Genomic DNA, 18,388 nt, shown 5'->3' with positions numbered 1-18,388 from the left:
CACTTCTTCCAACACCAAGGCGGGATGAATTCGTGGCACAGGACGTGCTGACCGACCTGAACAAGGTCCGCAACATCGGCATCATGGCCCACATCGATGCCGGTAAGACCACCACTACCGAGCGCATCCTCTTCTACACCGGTATCTCGTACAAGATCGGTGAGGTCCATGACGGCGCAGCCACCATGGACTGGATGGAGCAGGAGCAGGAGCGTGGCATCACCATCACGTCTGCTGCCACGACGTGCTTCTGGAACGACAACCAGATCAACATCATCGACACCCCCGGGCACGTCGACTTCACGGTCGAGGTGGAGCGTTCGCTCCGCGTCCTCGACGGTGCCGTCGCCGTGTTCGACGGCAAGGAGGGCGTCGAGCCCCAGTCCGAGCAGGTGTGGCGTCAGGCCGACAAGTACGACGTGCCGCGCATCTGTTTCGTCAACAAGATGGACAAGCTCGGTGCGGACTTCTACTTCACCGTGCAGACCATCAAGGATCGCCTCGGCGCCAAGCCGTTGGTCATCCAGTTGCCGATCGGTGCCGAGGACAGCTTCGAGGGCATCGTCGACCTGATCGAGATGAACGCGAAGGTCTGGCGCGGAGAGACGAAGCTCGGCGAGACCTACGAGACCGTCGAGATCCCCGAGGAGCTCAAGGAGCGGGCCGAGCAGTACCGCACCGAGCTGCTCGAGACCGTCGCCGAGTCCGACGAGGCACTGCTGGAGAAGCACTTCAGTGGCGACGAGCTGACCATCGACGAGGTCAAGACCGCGATTCGCAAGATGACGGTCAACTCCGAGCTGTACCCGATCCTGTGCGGTTCCGCGTTCAAGAACAAGGGCGTCCAGCCCATGCTCGACGCGGTCATCGACTACCTCCCGTCCCCGCTCGACGTCGCCGAGACCATCGGTCACGCCGTGGGCGACGAGGAGAAGGAACTCACCCGCAAGCCGTCCGCCGACGAGCCGTTCGCGGCGCTCGCGTTCAAGATCGCGACGCACCCGTTCTTCGGCAAGCTGACGTACGTGCGCGTGTACTCGGGCAAGGTCGACTCCGGCTCGCAGGTCATCAACTCGACCAAGGGCAAGAAGGAGCGTCTGGGCAAGCTCTTCCAGATGCACTCCAACAAGGAGAACCCGGTCGCGACCGCCAGCGCCGGCCACATCTACGCCGTGATCGGTCTGAAGGACACGACGACGGGTGACACGCTCTGCGATCCGCAGAACCAGATCATCCTCGAGTCGATGACGTTCCCGGACCCGGTCATCCAGGTGTCGATCGAGCCGAAGACGAAGTCCGACCAGGAGAAGCTCGGTACAGCCATCCAGAAGCTGGCCGAAGAGGATCCGACCTTCTCGGTCAAGCTCGACGAGGAGACCGGCCAGACCGTCATCGGCGGCATGGGCGAGCTCCACCTCGACATCCTCGTCGACCGCATGCGTCGCGAGTTCAAGGTCGAGGCCAACGTCGGCAAGCCGCAGGTGGCCTACCGCGAGACCATCACCAAGACGGTCGAGAAGCAGGAATTCACCCACAAGAAGCAGACGGGTGGCTCCGGCCAGTTCGCGAAGGTCATCATCGCCCTCGAGCCCTTCATCGGCGAGGACGGCGCGACCTACGAGTTCGAGAACAAGGTCTCCGGCGGTCGTATCCCGCGCGAGTACATTCCGTCCGTGGATGCCGGCGCGCAGGATGCCATGCAGTACGGCGTTCTCGCCGGCTACCCGCTGGTGAACGTCAAGCTCTCGCTTCTCGACGGTGCGTACCACGATGTCGACTCGTCGGAAATGGCGTTCAAGATCGCGGGCTCGCAGGCCTTCAAGGAAGCTGCCCGTAAGGCCGGTCCGGTCATCCTCGAGCCGCTCATGGCAGTCGAGGTGATCACGCCCGAGGAGTACATGGGCGACGTGATCGGCGATGTGAACTCCCGCCGTGGCCAGATCCAGGCCATGGAGGAACGCAGTGGTGCCCGTGTCGTCAAGGCGCTGGTTCCGCTGTCGGAGATGTTCGGTTACATCGGTGACCTGCGGTCTCGCACCCAGGGCCGAGCGAACTACTCCATGGTCTTCGACTCCTACGCAGAGGTTCCCTCGAACGTCTCGAAGGAGATCATCGCGAAGGCCACCGGGGAATAGTCTCCGAAGCTGGACCCGGTACCACCGTCACACCGCACCACCCGTAAGTACATCCGTAATGCTGCATAACGCAGGCAATAACAGTCCAGGAGGACACAGTGGCCAAGGCGAAGTTCGATCGGACCAAGCCGCACGTCAACATCGGCACCATCGGTCACGTTGACCACGGTAAGACGACGCTGACGGCTGCAATCACCAAGGTTCTGCACGACAAGTTCCCGGACCTGAACGAGGCGTCGGCCTTCGACCAGATCGACAAGGCTCCGGAGGAGAAGGCTCGTGGTATCACGATCAACATCTCCCACGTCGAGTACCAGACCGAGAAGCGTCACTACGCACACGTCGACGCTCCCGGCCACGCCGACTACATCAAGAACATGATCACCGGCGCGGCACAGATGGACGGCGCGATCCTCGTCGTCGCAGCGACCGACGGCCCCATGCCCCAGACGCGCGAGCATGTCCTGCTCGCTCGCCAGGTCGGCGTGCCGTACATCCTCGTCGCGCTGAACAAGGCCGACATGGTGGACGACGACGAGATCATCGAGCTCGTCGAGATGGAGGTGCGCGAGCTCCTCGCCGCACAGGAGTTCGACGAGGACGCTCCCGTCGTCAAGGTCTCCGCTCTCAAGGCCCTCGAGGGCGACGAGAAGTGGGCCGAGTCGGTTCTCGAGCTCATGCAGGCAGTGGACGACTCGGTTCCGGACCCCGTCCGTGAGACCGAGAAGCCCTTCCTCATGCCCGTCGAGGACGTCTTCACCATCACCGGTCGTGGCACCGTCGTCACTGGCCGTATCGAGCGCGGCTCGGTCAACGTCAACGAGGATGTCGAGATCGTCGGCATCAAGGAGAAGTCGACCAAGACCACGGTCACCGGCATCGAGATGTTCCGCAAGCTGCTCGACTCGGGCCAGGCGGGCGACAACGTCGGCCTCCTCGTCCGCGGCATCAAGCGCGAGGACGTCGAGCGTGGACAGGTCGTCGTCAAGCCCGGCACCACGACTCCCCACACGGAGTTCGAGGGCCAGGCGTACATCCTGTCGAAGGACGAGGGCGGTCGCCACACCCCGTTCTTCAACAACTACCGCCCGCAGTTCTACTTCCGTACCACGGACGTGACGGGCGTCGTGACCCTCCCCGAGGGCACCGAGATGGTCATGCCCGGTGACAACACCGAGATGTCCGTCGTGCTGATCCAGCCGGTCGCCATGGACGAGGGCCTGCGTTTCGCGATCCGCGAGGGTGGCCGCACCGTCGGCGCCGGTCGCGTCACGAAGATCAACAAGTAAGACCGCCTCACACCGAACGGCGCTCACCCTCCCGGGGTGGGCGCCGTTCGGCGTGTGTGGGGTCAGGGCAGGACGGCGACGTCCGCGGGAGAGCGCGGATCGATCTCGTAGTGGTCCTCGTACTGGCTACTCATGCCGGTGACGCGCAGTGTCTGCCCGTCGCGGATCGTGCTCACGTCGATGCCCGTCTGCGTGTTGACGAAGACGGTGGTCTCTCCGCTCCGATCCGCGACGGTGAACTTGTACCCGTACGGCAGATCGTCCACCACGGCGCTGGTGACGCGTCCGACGACCGTCACCAGCGACGCCTCGGTGGACTCGCCGACCACGCGGACCACCACCGGTCTGGGTGCCACCGCATCGACCGGTCCCAACGACACGATGCTCGTCGGCCGCACCACCAGCAGTCCGGACTGGTCCGCGAGTGATCCGGTGACGCGCACCGACGTTCCCGGTACGACGTCGGTGGGCGCCGACGCACTGATGTAGATGCCGGCGGTGCGGTCCTGGATCCCGAAGCCGACGTCGAGGAAGCTCGACGCGAAGGCGCCGGGCGGTGTGGTGACCGTGCCGACCACGGTGACCGTGTCGCCCGCTGCGAGAGTGCGAACCTGCGCGATGGGCGGAGCGCCGCCCGGAGCGGCCGATGCGGGGGACGCCCCGAGCGTGAGTGCCGCCAGGGCCGTGAGGGTCGTGCCGACAGTGCGGCGAAGGGTCGTGCGCATCATGTGAGTTCCGTTTCCGCGCCGATCCCGCGTCGGCGCGCGCGCAACCCTCGTCCGATCCGGTCGCGACGGCAACCGCGCCGACAGGCGTTGTGACAGCGACTCACTCGACGGCGAAATCCTCCACCGTGACCACAACCGGAGTCCGGACGACACGCGCGAGCGTCTCCTGCACGGCGTGGACGACGGAGTCGGGATCTCCAGGAAAGCGGACCGTGATGTGCACGGCGCAGGACTCGTGCCCCACCACCACACCCTCGATGCGTCGACCCGGCAGCAGCGTCACGGCCTCACCGAGGAGGCCGGAGTGCAGGCCGGCCACGCCGGGGACCTCGAGCACCGCCGCGGCGATGAGGTCGGCCTCGTCGGGCTCGAGCGGAGCGGTCACCCGCTCAGTCTGCGCTCGCGCGGCGACGCCCGCAGGTCGGCTGCGTACGGAGCGGTAGATTGGCACCGTGAACGTCGCGCTGATCGACTCGGGCCTGGGGTCGTTGCCCACGGCAGCCCACCTGCGTCGACTGCGCCCGTCGCTCGATCTCCATCTGTATCTCGATCCGGACAATGCACCGTGGGGACCCAAGCCCACCGCGTGGACGGAGGCGCACGTCGTCGAGACGGCGCGGCGTGCCGTCGACGGTGGAGCCGAGGTGGTGGTGCTGCCGTGCAACACCGCCAGCGTCATCGCACTCGACGCGACCCGTGCGGCCCTGGGGTCCACACCCGTGGTCGGGACGGTTCCGGCCATCAAACCTGCTGCGCTGCAGTGTGACTCGATCACGGTGTGGGCGACGGCAGCGACCACCGCGTCGTCGTATCAGGCGCGTTTGATCGCAGAGTTCGCCTCCGGGCGCACGGTGTCGGCCGTCGCGTGCCACGGGCTCGCCGATGCCATCGACCGCGGTGATCTCGCGTCCATCAGCGCGGCCATCGCGTCGGCGGCGGCGCGGACGCCGGACGACGTGCAGGGCATCGTCCTGGGGTGCACCCATTACCCGCTGGTGGCGGACGAGATCATGGCAGCGCTGCCGCCGGGGGTGCGGATGTTCGACAGCGCCGAGGCAGTCGCGGCTCAGACTCTGCGCCGACTCGACGAGGTGTCGTCGCCGCGTGAGGGACACGGGAGCGTGTCGGTGACCCTGTCCGGGCGCGACGGTTCTCTTCCCGACAGTGCGGTGCGCTTCGCGGCGGGTCGATCGCTCGCGGTACCCGCGACGCTCTGACGCCGTCACCGTCCGGGAATGAGGAGTCGGTGGGGGGAGTTGGACCCACGGTGACGACGACCGAGGTGCGACCGCAGACCTGGATGACGCCCGTTCGCTCGTTCTGGGTGGTGGCGCTCGTGTTCTTCACCGTCATGGGATCCTCGGCGGCGCCGTCACCGCTCTACCCCGTGTACCAGTCGCGATGGGGATTCGGCGCGTCGACGCTGACCATCGTCTTCGCCGTGTACGTCTTCGCGCTACTCGCCGCTCTGTTGACCGTCGGGTCGCTGTCCGACCACCTCGGCCGTAAGCCCGTGATCGTGGCGTCGCTGCTCGTGCTGATCGCCAGCCAGGTCGTTTTCGTGTTCGCCGACGGTGTCGGCTGGCTCATCGCCGCACGCCTCGTGCAGGGCCTGGCGGCCGGCGCGGCCATGGGCGCCCTGACCGCCGCGATCATCGATCTGCAGCCGACCGACCGTCTCGGCCCCCTGGTGAGCTCGGTCGCACCGGCCTTCGGGCTGGGAGCAGGCGGTATCGCGGCAGGACTGCTGGTGCAGTTCGCACCGTTCCCCACCACGCTCGTGTACGTGGTGATGATCGTCGCGCTGATCGTCCTCACGGCGCTCGTCGTGGCGGTGCCGGAATCCGCGGTCCGGGCAGGCTTCGACGACCGCCGACACGTCGTGCGGGTGCTGACACCGACCCTCGGGCTGCCCGTGTCGATCCGCTCCCGCTTCTGGCCGGTCGTCCCCGCGCTCGTCGCGACGTGGTCGCTGGGTGGGTTCCACCTGTCGCTGGGGCCGTCCATCATGGGTACGGTCTTCGATCTCCGCGGCGCCGTCGTGGGCGGACTGGACATCTTCACGATGTTCACGGCCGGAGCGATCGGTGCCGCGTCCGCCCGCACCCTGCTCCCGCGCACGGCCATGACTGCCGGTGCACTCACCCTCGCCACGGGCATCGTGGTCAATCTCGTCGGGCTGCACATCGCGTCGGCGCCGCTGTACTTCGTCGGGACCGCGGTGTCCGGGTTCGGCTGGGGCGCGACGTTCCTCGGCGCGATGAGCATCATCGGCGCTCTCGCACCGCCGGAGCATCGCGGCAGCGTCTTCGCGACGACGCTGGTGTTGAGCTACCTGGCCTTCAGCGTGCCGGCCATCGTCGCGGGTGTGGCGATCCACTCGGCCGGTCTCCTCGTCACCGCGACGGTCTACGGAGCGGTGGTCGTGGCGCTGGCGCTCGGTGCCGTCACGACGACGGTGCTCCGCTCACCCGCGCGCGTCTGACCCAGCACTGCGCGGACGGGCTCCATGAGGAATATTGGTTCTCCATGACGTCTGCCGACACCGTGCCCGGACGTGCGCGCTTCACGCACGACGAGATCCCCCGGCTCCTGGGCCTGGCAGCAGTGCTCGTGGCTCTGCACGTCGTCGGGTGGGGACTGTTCCTGCACTACGACTCGATCCCGGCGATCCACGGCCTCACCGGCGCGGACGGCACTCTCGTCTACGCGGGCGCCGGGGTGCTGGCCTACACGTTGGGCATGCGGCACGCCTTCGACGCCGACCACATCGCGGCCATCGACGACACCACCCGACTGCTGCTGCAGAAGGGTCGGCGGCCCCTGGCGGTCGGCCTGTTCTTCTCGCTGGGGCACTCGACGATCGTGTTCGCGTTCGTCGCCGCGATCGCGTTCGCCGCATCGCGCGCGACGGACTTCCGGGACGCCTTCGCGGACACCGGCGGCATCATCGGAACCCTCGTGTCCGGCACGTTCCTCTATCTCATCGCGGCCCTGAACCTGGTCGTCCTCGTCGGCATCGTGCGCATGTGGCGTGCTGCCCGGCGCGGACAGTTCTCCGACGAGACTCTCGACGATCTGCTCGCACGCAGAGGACTGCTGAACCGGATCTTCCGCGGCCGCTACGACCGGATGATCAGCCACTCGTGGCAGATGTACCCGCTGGGACTGCTGTTCGGCCTGGGCTTCGACACCGCCACGCAGGTCGGTCTGCTCGCCGTGGCCGGCACCAGCGCCATCGCCGGTGGCCTGCCACCGATGGCCATCATCGCGCTGCCGGTGCTGTTCGCGGCGGGCATGTCGACGATGGACACGCTCGACGGCGTCTTCATGTCCAAGGCGTACGGCTGGGCCTTCGTCACGCCGGTCCGCAAGATCTACTACAACATCACGATGACGAGCCTGTCGATCTTCCTCGCCCTCGTGGTGGGCACCGTACAGATCCTGTCGTTGCTCGGTGAGGAACTCGGACTGTCCGGCGGCATCTGGGATGCGGTGGCCGCGGTCGATCTCACCCTGGCGGGTCAGATCGTGGTGGTCGTGTTCGTGGCGGTGTGGATCGGCTCGATCGTCTACTACAAGGCGGCGCGCATCGACGACCGGTTCGAGCGGGCGGCTCGGAAGACGTCGCCGAGCTGACTCGTGGGGTCATCGGGCGACGATGGCGTCGTGCAGTTCGGCGTGGTCGTCGAAGTACACGGTTCGGCTGCCGAAGTGCTGCCAGGTGTCGCTGCCTCGACCCGCCACGACGACGGTGTCCCCGGCCGCCGCGTCCGCCACGGCGTGATGGAATGCTGCGCGCCGGTCCGCGATCTCGACCACGCGGACGCCCCGATGGCCGGACCGGGAACCGAAGACGACGTCGGCGCGAATGGAGTGCGGATCCTCGCCGTTGGCGCTCTCGTCCGTGACGACGATGTCGTCCGCATACTCCGCGGCGACCGTGCCCAGTTCGACACGCTTGCCCACGTCACGGTCACCGGTCGCCCCGATGACCAGGATCAGCCGACCCGGCGTGATGCTCCGCAGGTACGGCAGGATCGCGCGCTGGCCGGACACGTTGTGCATGTAGTCGACGAGGGCGGTGAAGTCCTGGCCGGCCGCCACGGTCTCGCACCGGCCGGGAATGCTGTGCAGCGCCGAGATCCCGGCGGCCGCACTCTCGGCGTCCACCCCACCGGAGACGAGGGAGGCGAGTGCGACCAGAGCGTTCGCCACCTGGTGTGGTCCGAGGACCTGCAGCGAGAGCGGGAGTTCGCCCACCGGGGTCCGGGCGAGGAACCGGGTGCGGTGCGTCGTGCAGTCGATGCGATCGGCGCGGAAGTCCGCCGAAGGATCGGACACCGAGCACGTCACCGTCGGCACCGCGCACTCCGACGCGAGCCGCCGCCCGTACTCGTCGTCGATCATGACGACGGCTCGTCCGGTGCGGTCCGGGGTGAACAGTGAGGCCTTGGTCCGGTAGTACTCCTCCATCGAGCCGTGGAAGTCGAGGTGGTCCCGGCCGAGATTGGTGAAGGCGGTGACGGCGAACTCGACTCCGTCGACGCGGTGCTGGGCGATGGCATGCGACGACACCTCGAGGGCGGCGGCCGTGCATCCGTTGTGGACGAACGTCGACAGCGTGCGCTGGAGCACCGTCGCCTCGGGAGTGGTGCGCACCGGGGCCTCGTCGCTGCCGGCGCCGCTGACCGCCACCCCGGAGATCATCCCCGCACGATGACCGGCGGCGCGCAGGCCGGCGTGGTGGAAGTGGGTCGTGCTCGTCTTGCCGTTGGTACCCGTCGCTCCGAACACGGCCATCGACGAGGACGGGCTCCCGTGGAACCATGCGGCCAGCGGACCGACGACGACCCGCGGATCCGCGACCACGACGCTCGGCAACCGGGTGCCGGGCCGATCGCTGAGCACGGCCACCGCGCCGGCGCGCTGCGCGTCCTCTTCGAAATCGAGACCGTGCCAGCGTGTTCCGGGGAGTGCGACATACAGATCGCCGGGCCGCACCGCACGCGAATCGTCGCAGAGATCGTCCACAGTGACCGGCTCGGCGGCACCCGCCACCGATCCACCCACGCGGTCGGCGACGTCGAGGAGTGACCTCGCCGACTGGCCACCGGCATGCCGGATCGGACGGCGGGACACGACACTCACCAGAGGGCGGTACCCGAAAGCGGAACGCCCAACCACCTCGGTGCGACACCCGGGACACTGGAGGGGTGAGCGCAGCCGACGGAGACTCCACGCAGGCCCGAGTGGTGCTGAGGACCATGCCCGACGATCGACTTCCCGGATGGGTCGAACGCAGCCGCGGCGACTACCGCGCCGATCGCGTCCGCGCGGGGGACACCCTCGAACAGGCGACCGACAATGCCGATCAGAGCTTCTCCGCGTACTTCCCCGACGGCCGTCCGGCACCGCACCATCAGGTGTACGAGGTGCTGGACGACGAGACCGTGGTGGGGTCGCTGTGGATCGGGCCGCAGTCGATCGGGACCACGACCGACTGGTGGGTCTGGGAGGTCGCCATCGACGAGCGGTACCGGGGTCGCGGTCTCGGCCGGGCGGCGATGCTCCTGGCGGAGGACGCCGTGCGGGAGAACGGTGGAACGGTGCTCGGGCTCAACGTGTTCGGCTTCAACACGGCGGCGCGTCGGCTGTACGAGTCGCTGGGGTACGACACCGCGTCCCTCCGGATGCAGAAGGTTCTCCGGGAGGACGCGCGATGAGCGAGGAGGAGCCGGTGGTGTCCGACCTCGCCGCGGCGCGCGACGAGTTCACGCGATTCATGATGTCCTACCGCTTCGGCATGCAGGAGCTCACCACGAAGATCGACATCCTGAAGGACGAGTTCACGCACCTGCATTCCTACAGCCCCATCGAGCACGTGGTGTCGAGGCTCAAGACGCCGCGCAGCATCGCCGAGAAGGCCGTGCGCAAAGGGATTCCGTTGACGTTCCAGGCGATCCGGGCCGGTCTGTTCGACATCGCCGGCGTCCGGATCACCTGCAGTTTCATCGCCGACACCTATGCGGTGAAGGAGATGCTGGCGTCGCAGAGCGACATCCGGGTGCTCGAGTTCGAGGACTACATCGCGAATCCGAAGCCCAACGGGTACCGCAGTCTCCACCTCACCATCGAGATTCCGGTGTTCCTGTCCGACCGCACGGAGCACGTCTTCGTGGAGCTGCAGATCCGCACGATCGCGATGGACTTCTGGGCGAGTCTCGAACACAAGATCTTCTACAAGTACGACGGTGAGGTGCCGCAGCGCCTGCGGGACGAGTTGCGCGAGGCGGCGATTGCCGCGGGCACGCTCGACATCACGATGGAGCGACTGCACGCCGAGATGGTCCGTCTCGGCGGCGCCCGCACCGACGCCGGCCCCGACTACGAGGAGCTGTTCCTGCGCTCGCTCGTGCCGGGGCTGGCGCCGGATCCGCGGTCAGGCGGGGACGTTCCGCACCCGTAGCGAGGTCTTCGTGGCGAGCACCCAGTAGAGGGCGAAGCCGATACCGCAACCGATGAACCAGCTGTACTGCGCCGCGGTGTGCATTCCGGTGAGGGTGCCGCCCGTGAGCACGGGGAACATCGCGAAGACGGCACCGACGGCGGTGGCGATCAGCGCGGCCGGGTTGTAACCCTTGGCGTAGTGGTACGTGCCGCTCTCGTCCATGGTGAACAGGTCGTCGACGATGACCTTCTGCTTGCGGATGAGGTAGTAGTCGGCGATGAGGATGCCGAACAACGGTCCGATGAACGCTCCCAGGGTCTCCAGCGTGTAGTGGATGACGTCGGGATTGTTGTAGAGGTTCCACGGCGTGATGAGCACGGAGCCGACAGCGGCGATCATGCCGCCGGCGCGCCAGCTGATCTTCTGCGGGCTGACGTTGGAGAAGTCGAAGGCCGGCGAGATGAAGTTCGCGACGATGTTGATGCCGATCGTGGCGATCGTGAAGGTCAACGCGCCCAACACGATCGCGAAGGTGCTGTCGATGCGCGCCACCGTGGTGACCGGGTCGGTGATGAGCTCGCCGAAGACGGGAACGGTGAGGGACGCGGTGACGACGACGAGAATCGAGAAGAGCAGGAAGTTGACGGGCAGACCCAGGAAGTTGCCGCGTTTGACGGCGGCGTAGCTCTTTCCGTAGCGCGAGAAGTCGCCGAAGTTGAGCATCGGACCCGAGAAGTAGGAGACGACGAGCGCGATCGCGCCGAGCATGACGGGCACCGCGGCGAACCCCGTGTACGTGACGTCGCCGAGATTCAGGTCGATGGCACTCCAGCCCGCCTCGTGAATCAGGTATCCGCACAACAGGAACATGACGACGTAGACGGCCGGGCCGCAGAAGTCGATGAACTTGCGGATGGACTCCATGCCGCGCCAGAACACCGCCGCTTGCAGGACCCAGAGGAGCATGAAGCTGCCCCACCCCAGAGTGGACAGTCCCGCGAATCCGTGGAGATCTCGATCCGCCCAGGGGCCGAGTGCCGGGAACAGCTTGATCAACACGATGTCGAGGGCTGCGGAGGCCAGGAAGGTCTGGATCCCGTACCACGCCACCGCGATCAGTCCTCGAATGATGGCGGGAACGTTGGCCCCGAGCACGCCGAAGACAGATCGACAGATCACCGGGTACGGGACACCCGCGACCTGGCTGGGCTTGGCCACCAGGTTGCAGAACACGTAGACGATCGAGATGCCGACGAGGAGGCAGACGAGCACCTGCCAACTGGCCAGTCCCAGTGCGAAAAGGCTGCCCGCGGTGACGTATCCGCCCACGGAGTGCACGTCGGACATCCAGAACGCGAAGATGTTGTACGACGACCAGGTCTGCTTCCGCAGCGGGGCGAGGTCCTCGTTGGTGAGCCTCGGGTCGTACCCCTCCTTGATCAGCGCACCCCCGGCGGGGTGCTCCTCTGTCGTCGATCCGCCTCCGGGGAGTGGGTCGACGGGGCCGGTGTGCGGAATGGTGTCGGTCATCGTGTCTCCGTCGCTGGTGCGAACCGTGGTCGGTGCTGCGGAGAAGTCTGAGCCCGTTGTATTTCCGTGTCGTGACGAAACCGATATATTTTTTGACCGGCAGGTTTCCGGGTCCGGTATGTCCGGTTCCGGGATCAGGAGAGCAGGCCGGAACCGGACGGAAGCGTCGCGATGACGTCGTTCAGCCGCTCGTTGTGGTGCGCCGCCGCCGCCAGGAGTGCGGCCGAGTCACGGTCGACGAACGCGCGGACCATGACGGAGTGATCGTCGTTCAACGCCGCTCGATCCGCACCCTTCACGTGCACCATCGGTTGGACCGGCTCCGTGACGTTCCACGCGACGTCGAGCATGTGGAGCAGGCGGTGCATCCGAGACGGCGCGGTGAGGGCGACGTGGAACTCGCGACTCAACCGGTGGTAGCGCTGGGGATCGTCGTCGGCGATCGAGGAACGGAGGTCTCGCTCGATCTGTTCGGCACGACGCCGTTCCCCGTCGGTGGCGGACTCGGCCGCGACGGCGAGGGCGGCGTTCTCGAGCACCTCCCGGACGATGTACATCTCACGCAGTTCCTGAGAGGTCAACTGCGCGACCGTGTATCCGAGGTTGGGGCGATGCGACACCAGGTTCTCGCCGATGAGGGTCTTCAGCGATTCGCGCACCGGGATGCGGCTGACGCCGAACACGTCCGCGACGTCGCCGAGGGGAATGGGCGTTCCCGGCGGGGCGTCACCCGACAGGATGACCCGGCGGAGCTCGGTGAGGATCTCCTCCTGGGATCCCCCCGCGACGTCGCGGGACAGCTTCGCGAGCAGGGCCGAGCGGCGACGCGGCGGCATCGTGACCCCTTCTGCGAACCGGGACGGGACAGGGCGACTCTAACCGGGGGAGTCGTCGGATGCTCGCGTGTCGCCGCATCGGCGGCGACGAGAGTTGGTGAACGTTCACGTCGGTGGAAGCCGGTCGACCGATGCCCTGCTCGGCGGTCGGCTCGGCTGCTCGAACTCGCGCCGCGCGTTCCACGGCACACGTCGATCCGCGGGTGACGATCCGATCGGTGGCCGCTCGATCCGAGTGAACCTCAAGTCTCGCTTGACAGTCGAGACCGGGGATGCCGCCCGATCCGGGTCACGCCGTGCCGAGCAGCGCCGATGCACAGCGTGCGCTGGGTGAGTGTCCCTCGAACGGACCACAGCGCGATTCCCGCGTCGGTGGATGTTCGAGCCGATCCTGACCGACTTATGACAAATACCGAGAAAGGCCCTTACGATGACCCGATGCGCGACGGTCGTCTTCCCGATGGATTCGGAGTGCGTATCGATCCTCGAGTCCGGACTCTCTCGAACGGTCGAGTTCTCATCGGCGGATCGCCCACCAGGATGGTGATGCTGGCACCCGCTGCGGCCGCGATGATCGGCGACGGATTTCTGCGAGTGTCCGATCCGGACTCCGCCACGGTGGCGCGTCGACTGCTCGACTCCGGTGTCGCGAACCCCCGGCCGATGAGCACCCCGTCCGCCGCGGACGTGACGGTCGTGATCCCCGTCCGCGACAATCACGAGGGGCTGCTGCGGCTGATGCGGGCGCTGCGTGGTCTCCGTGTGATCGTCGTCGACGACGGGTCCCGCGTTCCCGTCCGGCGCGCCGAGATCGCCGTGGACGATCTGTGTGCCTCGGTCGCGGTGGTGCGGCACGACGCGCCCCGGGGACCGTCCGCGGCGCGCAACGCCGGCCTCGCCGCGGCCACGACCGATTTCGTCGCCTTCCTCGATTCCGACGTGGTGCCGCGCAAGGGCTGGCTCGAAGTCGTCCTGAGTCATTTCTCCGACCCCTCCGTCGGGCTCGTCGCTCCGCGCATCGTGGCGCTCGAGCCGGAGGGCAGTGCGCTCGCGCGCTATGAGCGCGCACGGTCCTCCCTCGATCTCGGTCGCCGCGAGGCGCCGGTCTTCGCGGGTGGCCCGGTGTCGTACGTCCCCAGTGCGGCGGTCGTCGCGCGGCGACGGGCCGTGCTCGACTGCGGGGGCTTCGACGAGGCGATGCACGTCGCCGAGGACGTCGATCTGTGCTGGCGGCTGCAGGACGCAGGATGGCGCCTGCGGTACGAGCCGGTGGCCCGCGTCGCCCACGATCACCGCGTCACCTTGCGGGAGTGGTTCGGCCGCAAGCTGTTCTACGGCACCGGTGCCACCGAGCTGGCCTCCCGCCACCACGGGAAGGTGCCGCCCGTGGCCATGGCGCGGTCGACACTGCTCGCGCTGCTGCTGGCCGCGTCCGGGACACGTGTGGGCATGCTCGGCGCGCTGGTCACGCTGATCACCACGGTGGTCCGCCTCCGGCGCCTGTTCGTCGACCTCGATCACCCCACCCGCCTCGCCGCGGTGTTCGCCGCGCGCGGAACCGTCGGGGGCGCTTGGCAGTTGGCCTCCGCGGCGGTGCGGCACTACTGGCCGATCACTCTGGTGGCCGTACTGTTCTCCCGGCGCATTCGTCGTCTGGCGCTGGCCATCGCGGTGGCGGAGGGTGTGCGGGACTGGGTCGAGCACCGGGAGCCGGGCGGCCTCGGTCCGGTGCGCTACGCGGCCTACAAGCGCATGGACGACGTCGCCTACGGCACCGGGCTCTGGGTGGGCGCCGTGTCGCACCGCGACCCCCGCGCTCTGGTGCCGCGTCTCGGCAACCGGTAGGCACTGCCGCCGATATGTGAGCTGGGTTACAGTGAAGGTCGGTCAGGTGTGCCGATCTGCCGGGCGAGGCTGTTGACGGAAGCGGGGTCTGTGGTGACGGTCAATCCGTGGGTCGCGATGAGACCCGGGGACGACGCCGCCACGCTCGCGCGCTCCGTCTCCCGCGCTCACGAGACCTTCGTCGGGCCGGGTCTGTCGACCGTGGGACTCGCGCGTCCCGTCGACCCCCACTCGCCCGTGCGGTCCGTCGTTCTCGACTCCTGGCTGCGTAGCCGTGACATGGGTGTCGATCCCGACCGTGGCGCGGACGATCTCCTCGACGACGTCACGCTCGCGCAGTACCGCGCCGATCACCCCATGGCCGTCATCCGACCGGTGGTGCGCAAGCTCCTCGTCGAGGACGCCGCCGACACGGGCCTGCTCGTGGCCATCACCGACGCGTCGGGCCGGCTGCTGTGGGTCGAGGGCGACACCGCGGCGAAGGACCGGGCGAACGCCATGAACTTCACCGAGGGCGCCGACTGGAGCGAGGGGCGGATGGGCACCAACGCCCCCGGCACCGCGCTGGCCATCGATCACTGCGTGCAGATCTTCGCCGCCGAGCACTTCTCGCGGCCCGTGCACGAGTGGAGCTGCAGTGCGGCCCCCGTCCACCACCCCGTCACCGGCCGCATCCTGGGGGCCATCGACATCACGGGTGGTCCCCGCGTCGCCGTTCCCGAAGTACTCTCCCTCGTGCGTGCGACGGTCGCCGCAGCCGAGTCGGAGCTGCGCCTGCACCTCCTCGAGTCGCCGCGTACCGGCATCGACACGCGACTGCGCCTCGAGGTACTGGGTTCCGGCAGGCCGGCGCTGGTGCGTGGGGGAGAGCGGATCACGCTGTCCGGCCGTCACGCCGAGATGTTGCTGCTTCTGCACGCGCACCCGGAAGGTCTCAGCTCGGACCACCTCGCGGTACTCCTCGACGAGAACGACCTGGACTCGGTGACCGTCCGCGCCGAAATGTCCCGCCTTCGCAAGGTTTTCGGTGCCGACGGTCTCGCCTCGCGACCGTACCGTCTGGTCGCCGAACTCGCGTCGGACGTCGAGGACGTCCGCGCGGCGCTCGATCGCGGCGACGTCGACTCGGCACTGCGCTCGTACGTCGGCGTCGTACTGCCGTCCTCCTACGCACCGGGCATCGAGGAGATCCGCGAGGAGTTGCGCGTGCGAGTGCAGGCGGCGCTGCTGCGGTCGGGCGACCCGGTACTGCTCGCGCGGTGGACGGCGTCGGTGCACGGCCGCGAGGACGCAGCGGCGTGGTCGGCCTATCTCCGCACTCTCGACCCGTCGTCCGTCCTATTCTCGCAGGTGCAGGCCCGTCTCGCACTGCTGGGTCGCTGACGCAACGTAGTTGCAACTGTCCGCGTTCTAGTGTTCCGCATCACAGCCCCCGATCACTCGGGGGCGCATCACCGATGAAGGAGCACGTTCGATGACTGTCTACGCTCGCCCGGGTACACCCGACGCCGCCATGTCCTTCGAGGCCCGCTACGACAACTGGATCGGCAACGAGTGGGTGGCTCCGGTCAAGGGTCAGTACTTCGAGAACCCGACGCCCGTCACGGGACAGAACTTCTGCGAGATCGCGCGGTCCACCGCCGAGGACATCGACCTCGCGCTGGACGCTGCACACAGGGCCGCTCCGGCATGGGGCAAGACCTCGCCCGCCGAGCGCGCCGTCATCCTGAACAAGATCGCGGACCGCATCGCCGAGAACCTCGACTCCATCGCGCTCGCCGAGTCGTGGGACAACGGCAAGCCGATCCGCGAGACCCTGAACGCGGACATTCCGCTCGCGATCGACCACTTCCGCTACTTCGCCGGATGCATTCGCGCGCAGGAGGGTTCGCTGTCCGAGATCGACAGCGACACCGTGGCGTACCACTTCCACGAGCCCCTCGGCGTCGTCGGCCAGATCATCCCCTGGAACTTCCCGATCCTCATGGCCGTGTGGAAGCTCGCTCCCGCACTCGCCGCCGGCAATGCCGTCGTCCTGAAGCCGGCCGAGCAGACCCCCGCGTCGATCATGTACCTGATCAGCGTCATCGGCGACCTGCTGCCTCCGGGCGTGCTCAACATCGTCAACGGTTTCGGCACCGAGGCCGGTAAGCCGCTGGCGTCGAGCCCCCGCATCAAGAAGATCGCCTTCACCGGTGAGACCACGACCGGGCGCTTGATCATGCAGTACGCCTCGCAGAACCTCATTCCGGTGACGCTCGAGCTCGGCGGCAAGAGCCCCAACATCTTCTTCTCCGACGTGTTGTCGCAGAACGACGACTACCAGGACAAGGCGCTCGAGGGCTTCACGATGTTCGCCCTCAACCAGGGTGAGGTCTGCACCTGCCCGTCGCGTTCGCTGATCCAGGAGGACATCTACGACGACTTCCTCGCCCTCGCCGCGATCCGCACCAAGGCCGTCCGTCAGGGTGATCCGCTGGACACCGAGACGATGATCGGCGCCCAGGCCTCGAACGACCAGCTCGAGAAGATCCTGTCCTACATCGAGATCGGTAAGGGTGAGGGCGCGAAGATCGTCACGGGCGGCGAGCGCGCGCAGCTCGGCGGCGACCTCAACGGCGGCTACTACGTGCAGCCCACCATCTTCACGGGTAAGAACAACATGCGCATCTTCCAGGAGGAGATCTTCGGACCCGTCGTCTCGGTCACGTCCTTCACCGACTACGCCAACGCCATCGAGATCGCCAACGACACGCTCTACGGCCTCGGCGCCGGTGTCTGGTCCCGTGACGGCGGCGTCGCCTACCGCGCCGGCCGCGACATCCAGGCCGGTCGTGTGTGGACCAACACGTACCACCAGTACCCGGCGCACGCGGCCTTCGGTGGCTACAAGCAGTCGGGCATCGGCCGCGAGAACCACAAGATGATGCTCGACCACTACCAGCAGACCAAGAACCTGCTGGTGAGCTACGCCCCGAAGGCTCAGGGCTTCTTCTGATGCTCCCGGATCACGGGTCGGTACCGCCTCCGAGGCTCAAAGCAACCGCCGGGGCGATGGAGCTTCTCCGTCGCCTCGGCGGGCTCCACGGCGCGCTGATGATGCATCAGAGCGGCGGATGCTGCGACGGGTCGTCCCCGATGTGTTACCCCGCAGGCGAATTCATCGTCGGGGACCGCGACGTCCTGCTCGGCCTCCTCGACCTGCGCGCGGAGGTGGGCACCGTCGCGGACGACCTGCCGAGCGACGGCGACGCCGTTCCGGTGTGGATCTCGGGCTCGCAGTTCCAGGCCTGGAAGCACACTCAGATGGTGCTCGACGTGGTGCCCGGTCGCGGCAGCGGCTTCTCGCTCGAGACACCGGAGGGGTTGCGGTTCCTCAGTCGTGGGCGGGCCTACACCGCCGAGGAGAACGCGGAACTCGAGGCGCAGGACCCCATCACCGGTGCGCAGTGGGAGGAGGGCGCTCGCCCGCCCGTCCCCACCGAGTCCATCGTGGTCGCCGAGGCCGTCGACGCCTGCCCGGTGCCGGGGATGGCGATACAGGGGTGACGTGAATCCGGTGCAGAATTCTTCG

General features: G+C 67.5%; 16 protein-coding genes. 11 read left to right on the top strand and 5 right to left on the bottom strand.

All coding sequences use genetic code 11. The annotated features are described in order from the left end of the window. The first annotated feature begins 32 nt into the window (after positions 1-32). Positions 33-2,135, top strand: a complete 2,103-nt coding sequence (fusA, locus tag JOE30_RS00580) for an elongation factor G (RefSeq protein ID WP_204868967.1) — start codon at positions 33-35, stop codon at positions 2,133-2,135. 98 nt (positions 2,136-2,233) lie between these two features. Then, positions 2,234-3,424, top strand: a complete 1,191-nt coding sequence (tuf, locus tag JOE30_RS00575) for an elongation factor Tu (RefSeq protein ID WP_027504617.1) — start codon at positions 2,234-2,236, stop codon at positions 3,422-3,424. Positions 3,425-3,486: 62 nt separating this feature from the next. Here the strand turns inward: tuf and JOE30_RS00570 are convergent, their stop codons facing one another. Together JOE30_RS00570 and JOE30_RS00565 are read right to left on the bottom strand one after the other, a co-directional pair. Further along, entirely contained in the window at positions 3,487-4,152 is a 666-nt protein-coding gene (locus JOE30_RS00570; protein WP_204868966.1) for a hypothetical protein, read from the bottom strand. Between the two features lie 100 nt (positions 4,153-4,252). Then, entirely contained in the window at positions 4,253-4,537 is a 285-nt protein-coding gene (locus tag JOE30_RS00565; RefSeq protein ID WP_204868965.1) for a hypothetical protein, read from the bottom strand. 67 nt (positions 4,538-4,604) lie between these two features. On the opposite strand from JOE30_RS00565, the gene JOE30_RS00560 reads away from it, so the two are divergent. The 3 genes from JOE30_RS00560 to JOE30_RS00550 are packed head-to-tail and all read left to right on the top strand — an operon-like array spanning position 4,605 to position 7,791. Further along, a complete protein-coding gene (locus JOE30_RS00560) occupies positions 4,605-5,369 on the top strand; it encodes a glutamate racemase (RefSeq protein ID WP_204868964.1) in 765 nt (254 codons plus the stop codon). A 50-nt stretch (positions 5,370-5,419) separates the two neighbouring features. Further along, positions 5,420-6,637, top strand: coding sequence for an MFS transporter (locus JOE30_RS00555; RefSeq protein WP_307806009.1), 1,218 nt, complete (start codon positions 5,420-5,422; stop codon positions 6,635-6,637). Positions 6,638-6,681: 44 nt separating this feature from the next. Continuing rightward, positions 6,682-7,791 carry a HoxN/HupN/NixA family nickel/cobalt transporter gene (locus tag JOE30_RS00550; protein ID WP_204868963.1) on the top strand — a complete coding sequence of 370 codons (1,110 nt, stop codon included), beginning with the start codon at positions 6,682-6,684 and terminating at the stop codon, positions 7,789-7,791. Positions 7,792-7,800: 9 nt separating this feature from the next. Here JOE30_RS00550 and JOE30_RS00545 read toward each other — a convergent pair whose 3' ends face one another. After that, a complete protein-coding gene (locus tag JOE30_RS00545) occupies positions 7,801-9,303 on the bottom strand; it encodes a UDP-N-acetylmuramoyl-L-alanyl-D-glutamate--2,6-diaminopimelate ligase (protein WP_307806008.1) in 1,503 nt (500 codons plus the stop codon). A 65-nt stretch (positions 9,304-9,368) separates the two neighbouring features. Between JOE30_RS00545 and JOE30_RS00540 the strand changes: the two genes are divergently transcribed. Together JOE30_RS00540 and JOE30_RS00535 are read left to right on the top strand one after the other, a co-directional pair. Beyond that, positions 9,369-9,878: a GNAT family N-acetyltransferase gene (locus JOE30_RS00540; protein ID WP_204868962.1), complete on the top strand. Its 510-nt coding sequence runs from the start codon at positions 9,369-9,371 to the stop codon at positions 9,876-9,878. Continuing rightward, positions 9,875-10,621, top strand: coding sequence for a GTP pyrophosphokinase family protein (locus tag JOE30_RS00535; RefSeq protein WP_204868961.1), 747 nt, complete (start codon positions 9,875-9,877; stop codon positions 10,619-10,621). Before JOE30_RS00540 ends, JOE30_RS00535 begins: the two co-directional genes overlap by 4 nt. Here the strand turns inward: JOE30_RS00535 and JOE30_RS00530 are convergent. Together JOE30_RS00530 and JOE30_RS00525 are read right to left on the bottom strand one after the other, a co-directional pair. Next, a complete protein-coding gene (locus JOE30_RS00530) occupies positions 10,595-12,133 on the bottom strand; it encodes an NCS1 family nucleobase:cation symporter-1 (protein ID WP_204868960.1) in 1,539 nt (512 codons plus the stop codon). The genes JOE30_RS00535 and JOE30_RS00530 overlap by 27 nt on opposite strands. 134 nt (positions 12,134-12,267) lie before the next feature. Continuing rightward, complete coding sequence (locus tag JOE30_RS00525; RefSeq protein ID WP_204868959.1) at positions 12,268-12,969, bottom strand: GntR family transcriptional regulator; 702 nt, start codon at positions 12,967-12,969, stop codon at positions 12,268-12,270. A gap of 438 nt (positions 12,970-13,407) precedes the next feature. Between JOE30_RS00525 and mftF the strand changes: the two genes are divergently transcribed. The 4 genes from mftF to JOE30_RS00505 all read left to right on the top strand — a co-directional run bounded on the left by mftF (position 13,408) and on the right by JOE30_RS00505 (position 18,363). After that, positions 13,408-14,814: a mycofactocin biosynthesis glycosyltransferase MftF gene (gene mftF, locus JOE30_RS00520; RefSeq protein WP_204868958.1), complete on the top strand. Its 1,407-nt coding sequence runs from the start codon at positions 13,408-13,410 to the stop codon at positions 14,812-14,814. A 117-nt stretch (positions 14,815-14,931) separates the two neighbouring features. Further along, positions 14,932-16,197 carry a helix-turn-helix domain-containing protein gene (locus tag JOE30_RS00515; protein WP_204868957.1) on the top strand — a complete coding sequence of 422 codons (1,266 nt, stop codon included), beginning with the start codon at positions 14,932-14,934 and terminating at the stop codon, positions 16,195-16,197. A gap of 91 nt (positions 16,198-16,288) precedes the next feature. Further along, entirely contained in the window at positions 16,289-17,812 is a 1,524-nt protein-coding gene (adh, locus tag JOE30_RS00510) for an aldehyde dehydrogenase (RefSeq protein ID WP_204868956.1), read from the top strand. Positions 17,813-17,868: 56 nt separating this feature from the next. After that, the gene (locus tag JOE30_RS00505; protein WP_204868955.1) at positions 17,869-18,363 is read left to right on the top strand and encodes a DUF779 domain-containing protein; all 495 of its coding nucleotides are present in this window, start codon (positions 17,869-17,871) and stop codon (positions 18,361-18,363) included. Positions 18,364-18,388 lie beyond the last annotated feature (25 nt).

It is taken from the genome of Rhodococcus sp. PvP016, from assembly GCF_017832185.1.
Lineage (GTDB): Bacteria > Actinomycetota > Actinomycetes > Mycobacteriales > Mycobacteriaceae > Rhodococcoides.
This window is presented reverse-complemented; position numbering and strand designations above follow the sequence as displayed.

Coding starts and splice junctions, on each gene's coding strand:
- JOE30_RS00570 (WP_204868966.1), bottom strand. CDS start 4,152: ATGATGCGCACGACCCTTCGCCGCACTGTCGGCACGACCCTCACGGCC.
- JOE30_RS00550 (WP_204868963.1), top strand. CDS start 6,682: ATGACGTCTGCCGACACCGTGCCCGGACGTGCGCGCTTCACGCACGAC.
- JOE30_RS00535 (WP_204868961.1), top strand. CDS start 9,875: ATGAGCGAGGAGGAGCCGGTGGTGTCCGACCTCGCCGCGGCGCGCGAC.
- JOE30_RS00530 (WP_204868960.1), bottom strand. CDS start 12,133: ATGACCGACACCATTCCGCACACCGGCCCCGTCGACCCACTCCCCGGA.
- JOE30_RS00525 (WP_204868959.1), bottom strand. CDS start 12,969: ATGCCGCCGCGTCGCCGCTCGGCCCTGCTCGCGAAGCTGTCCCGCGAC.
- mftF (WP_204868958.1), top strand. CDS start 13,408: ATGCGCGACGGTCGTCTTCCCGATGGATTCGGAGTGCGTATCGATCCT.
- JOE30_RS00515 (WP_204868957.1), top strand. CDS start 14,932: ATGAGACCCGGGGACGACGCCGCCACGCTCGCGCGCTCCGTCTCCCGC.
- adh (WP_204868956.1), top strand. CDS start 16,289: ATGACTGTCTACGCTCGCCCGGGTACACCCGACGCCGCCATGTCCTTC.
- JOE30_RS00505 (WP_204868955.1), top strand. CDS start 17,869: ATGGAGCTTCTCCGTCGCCTCGGCGGGCTCCACGGCGCGCTGATGATG.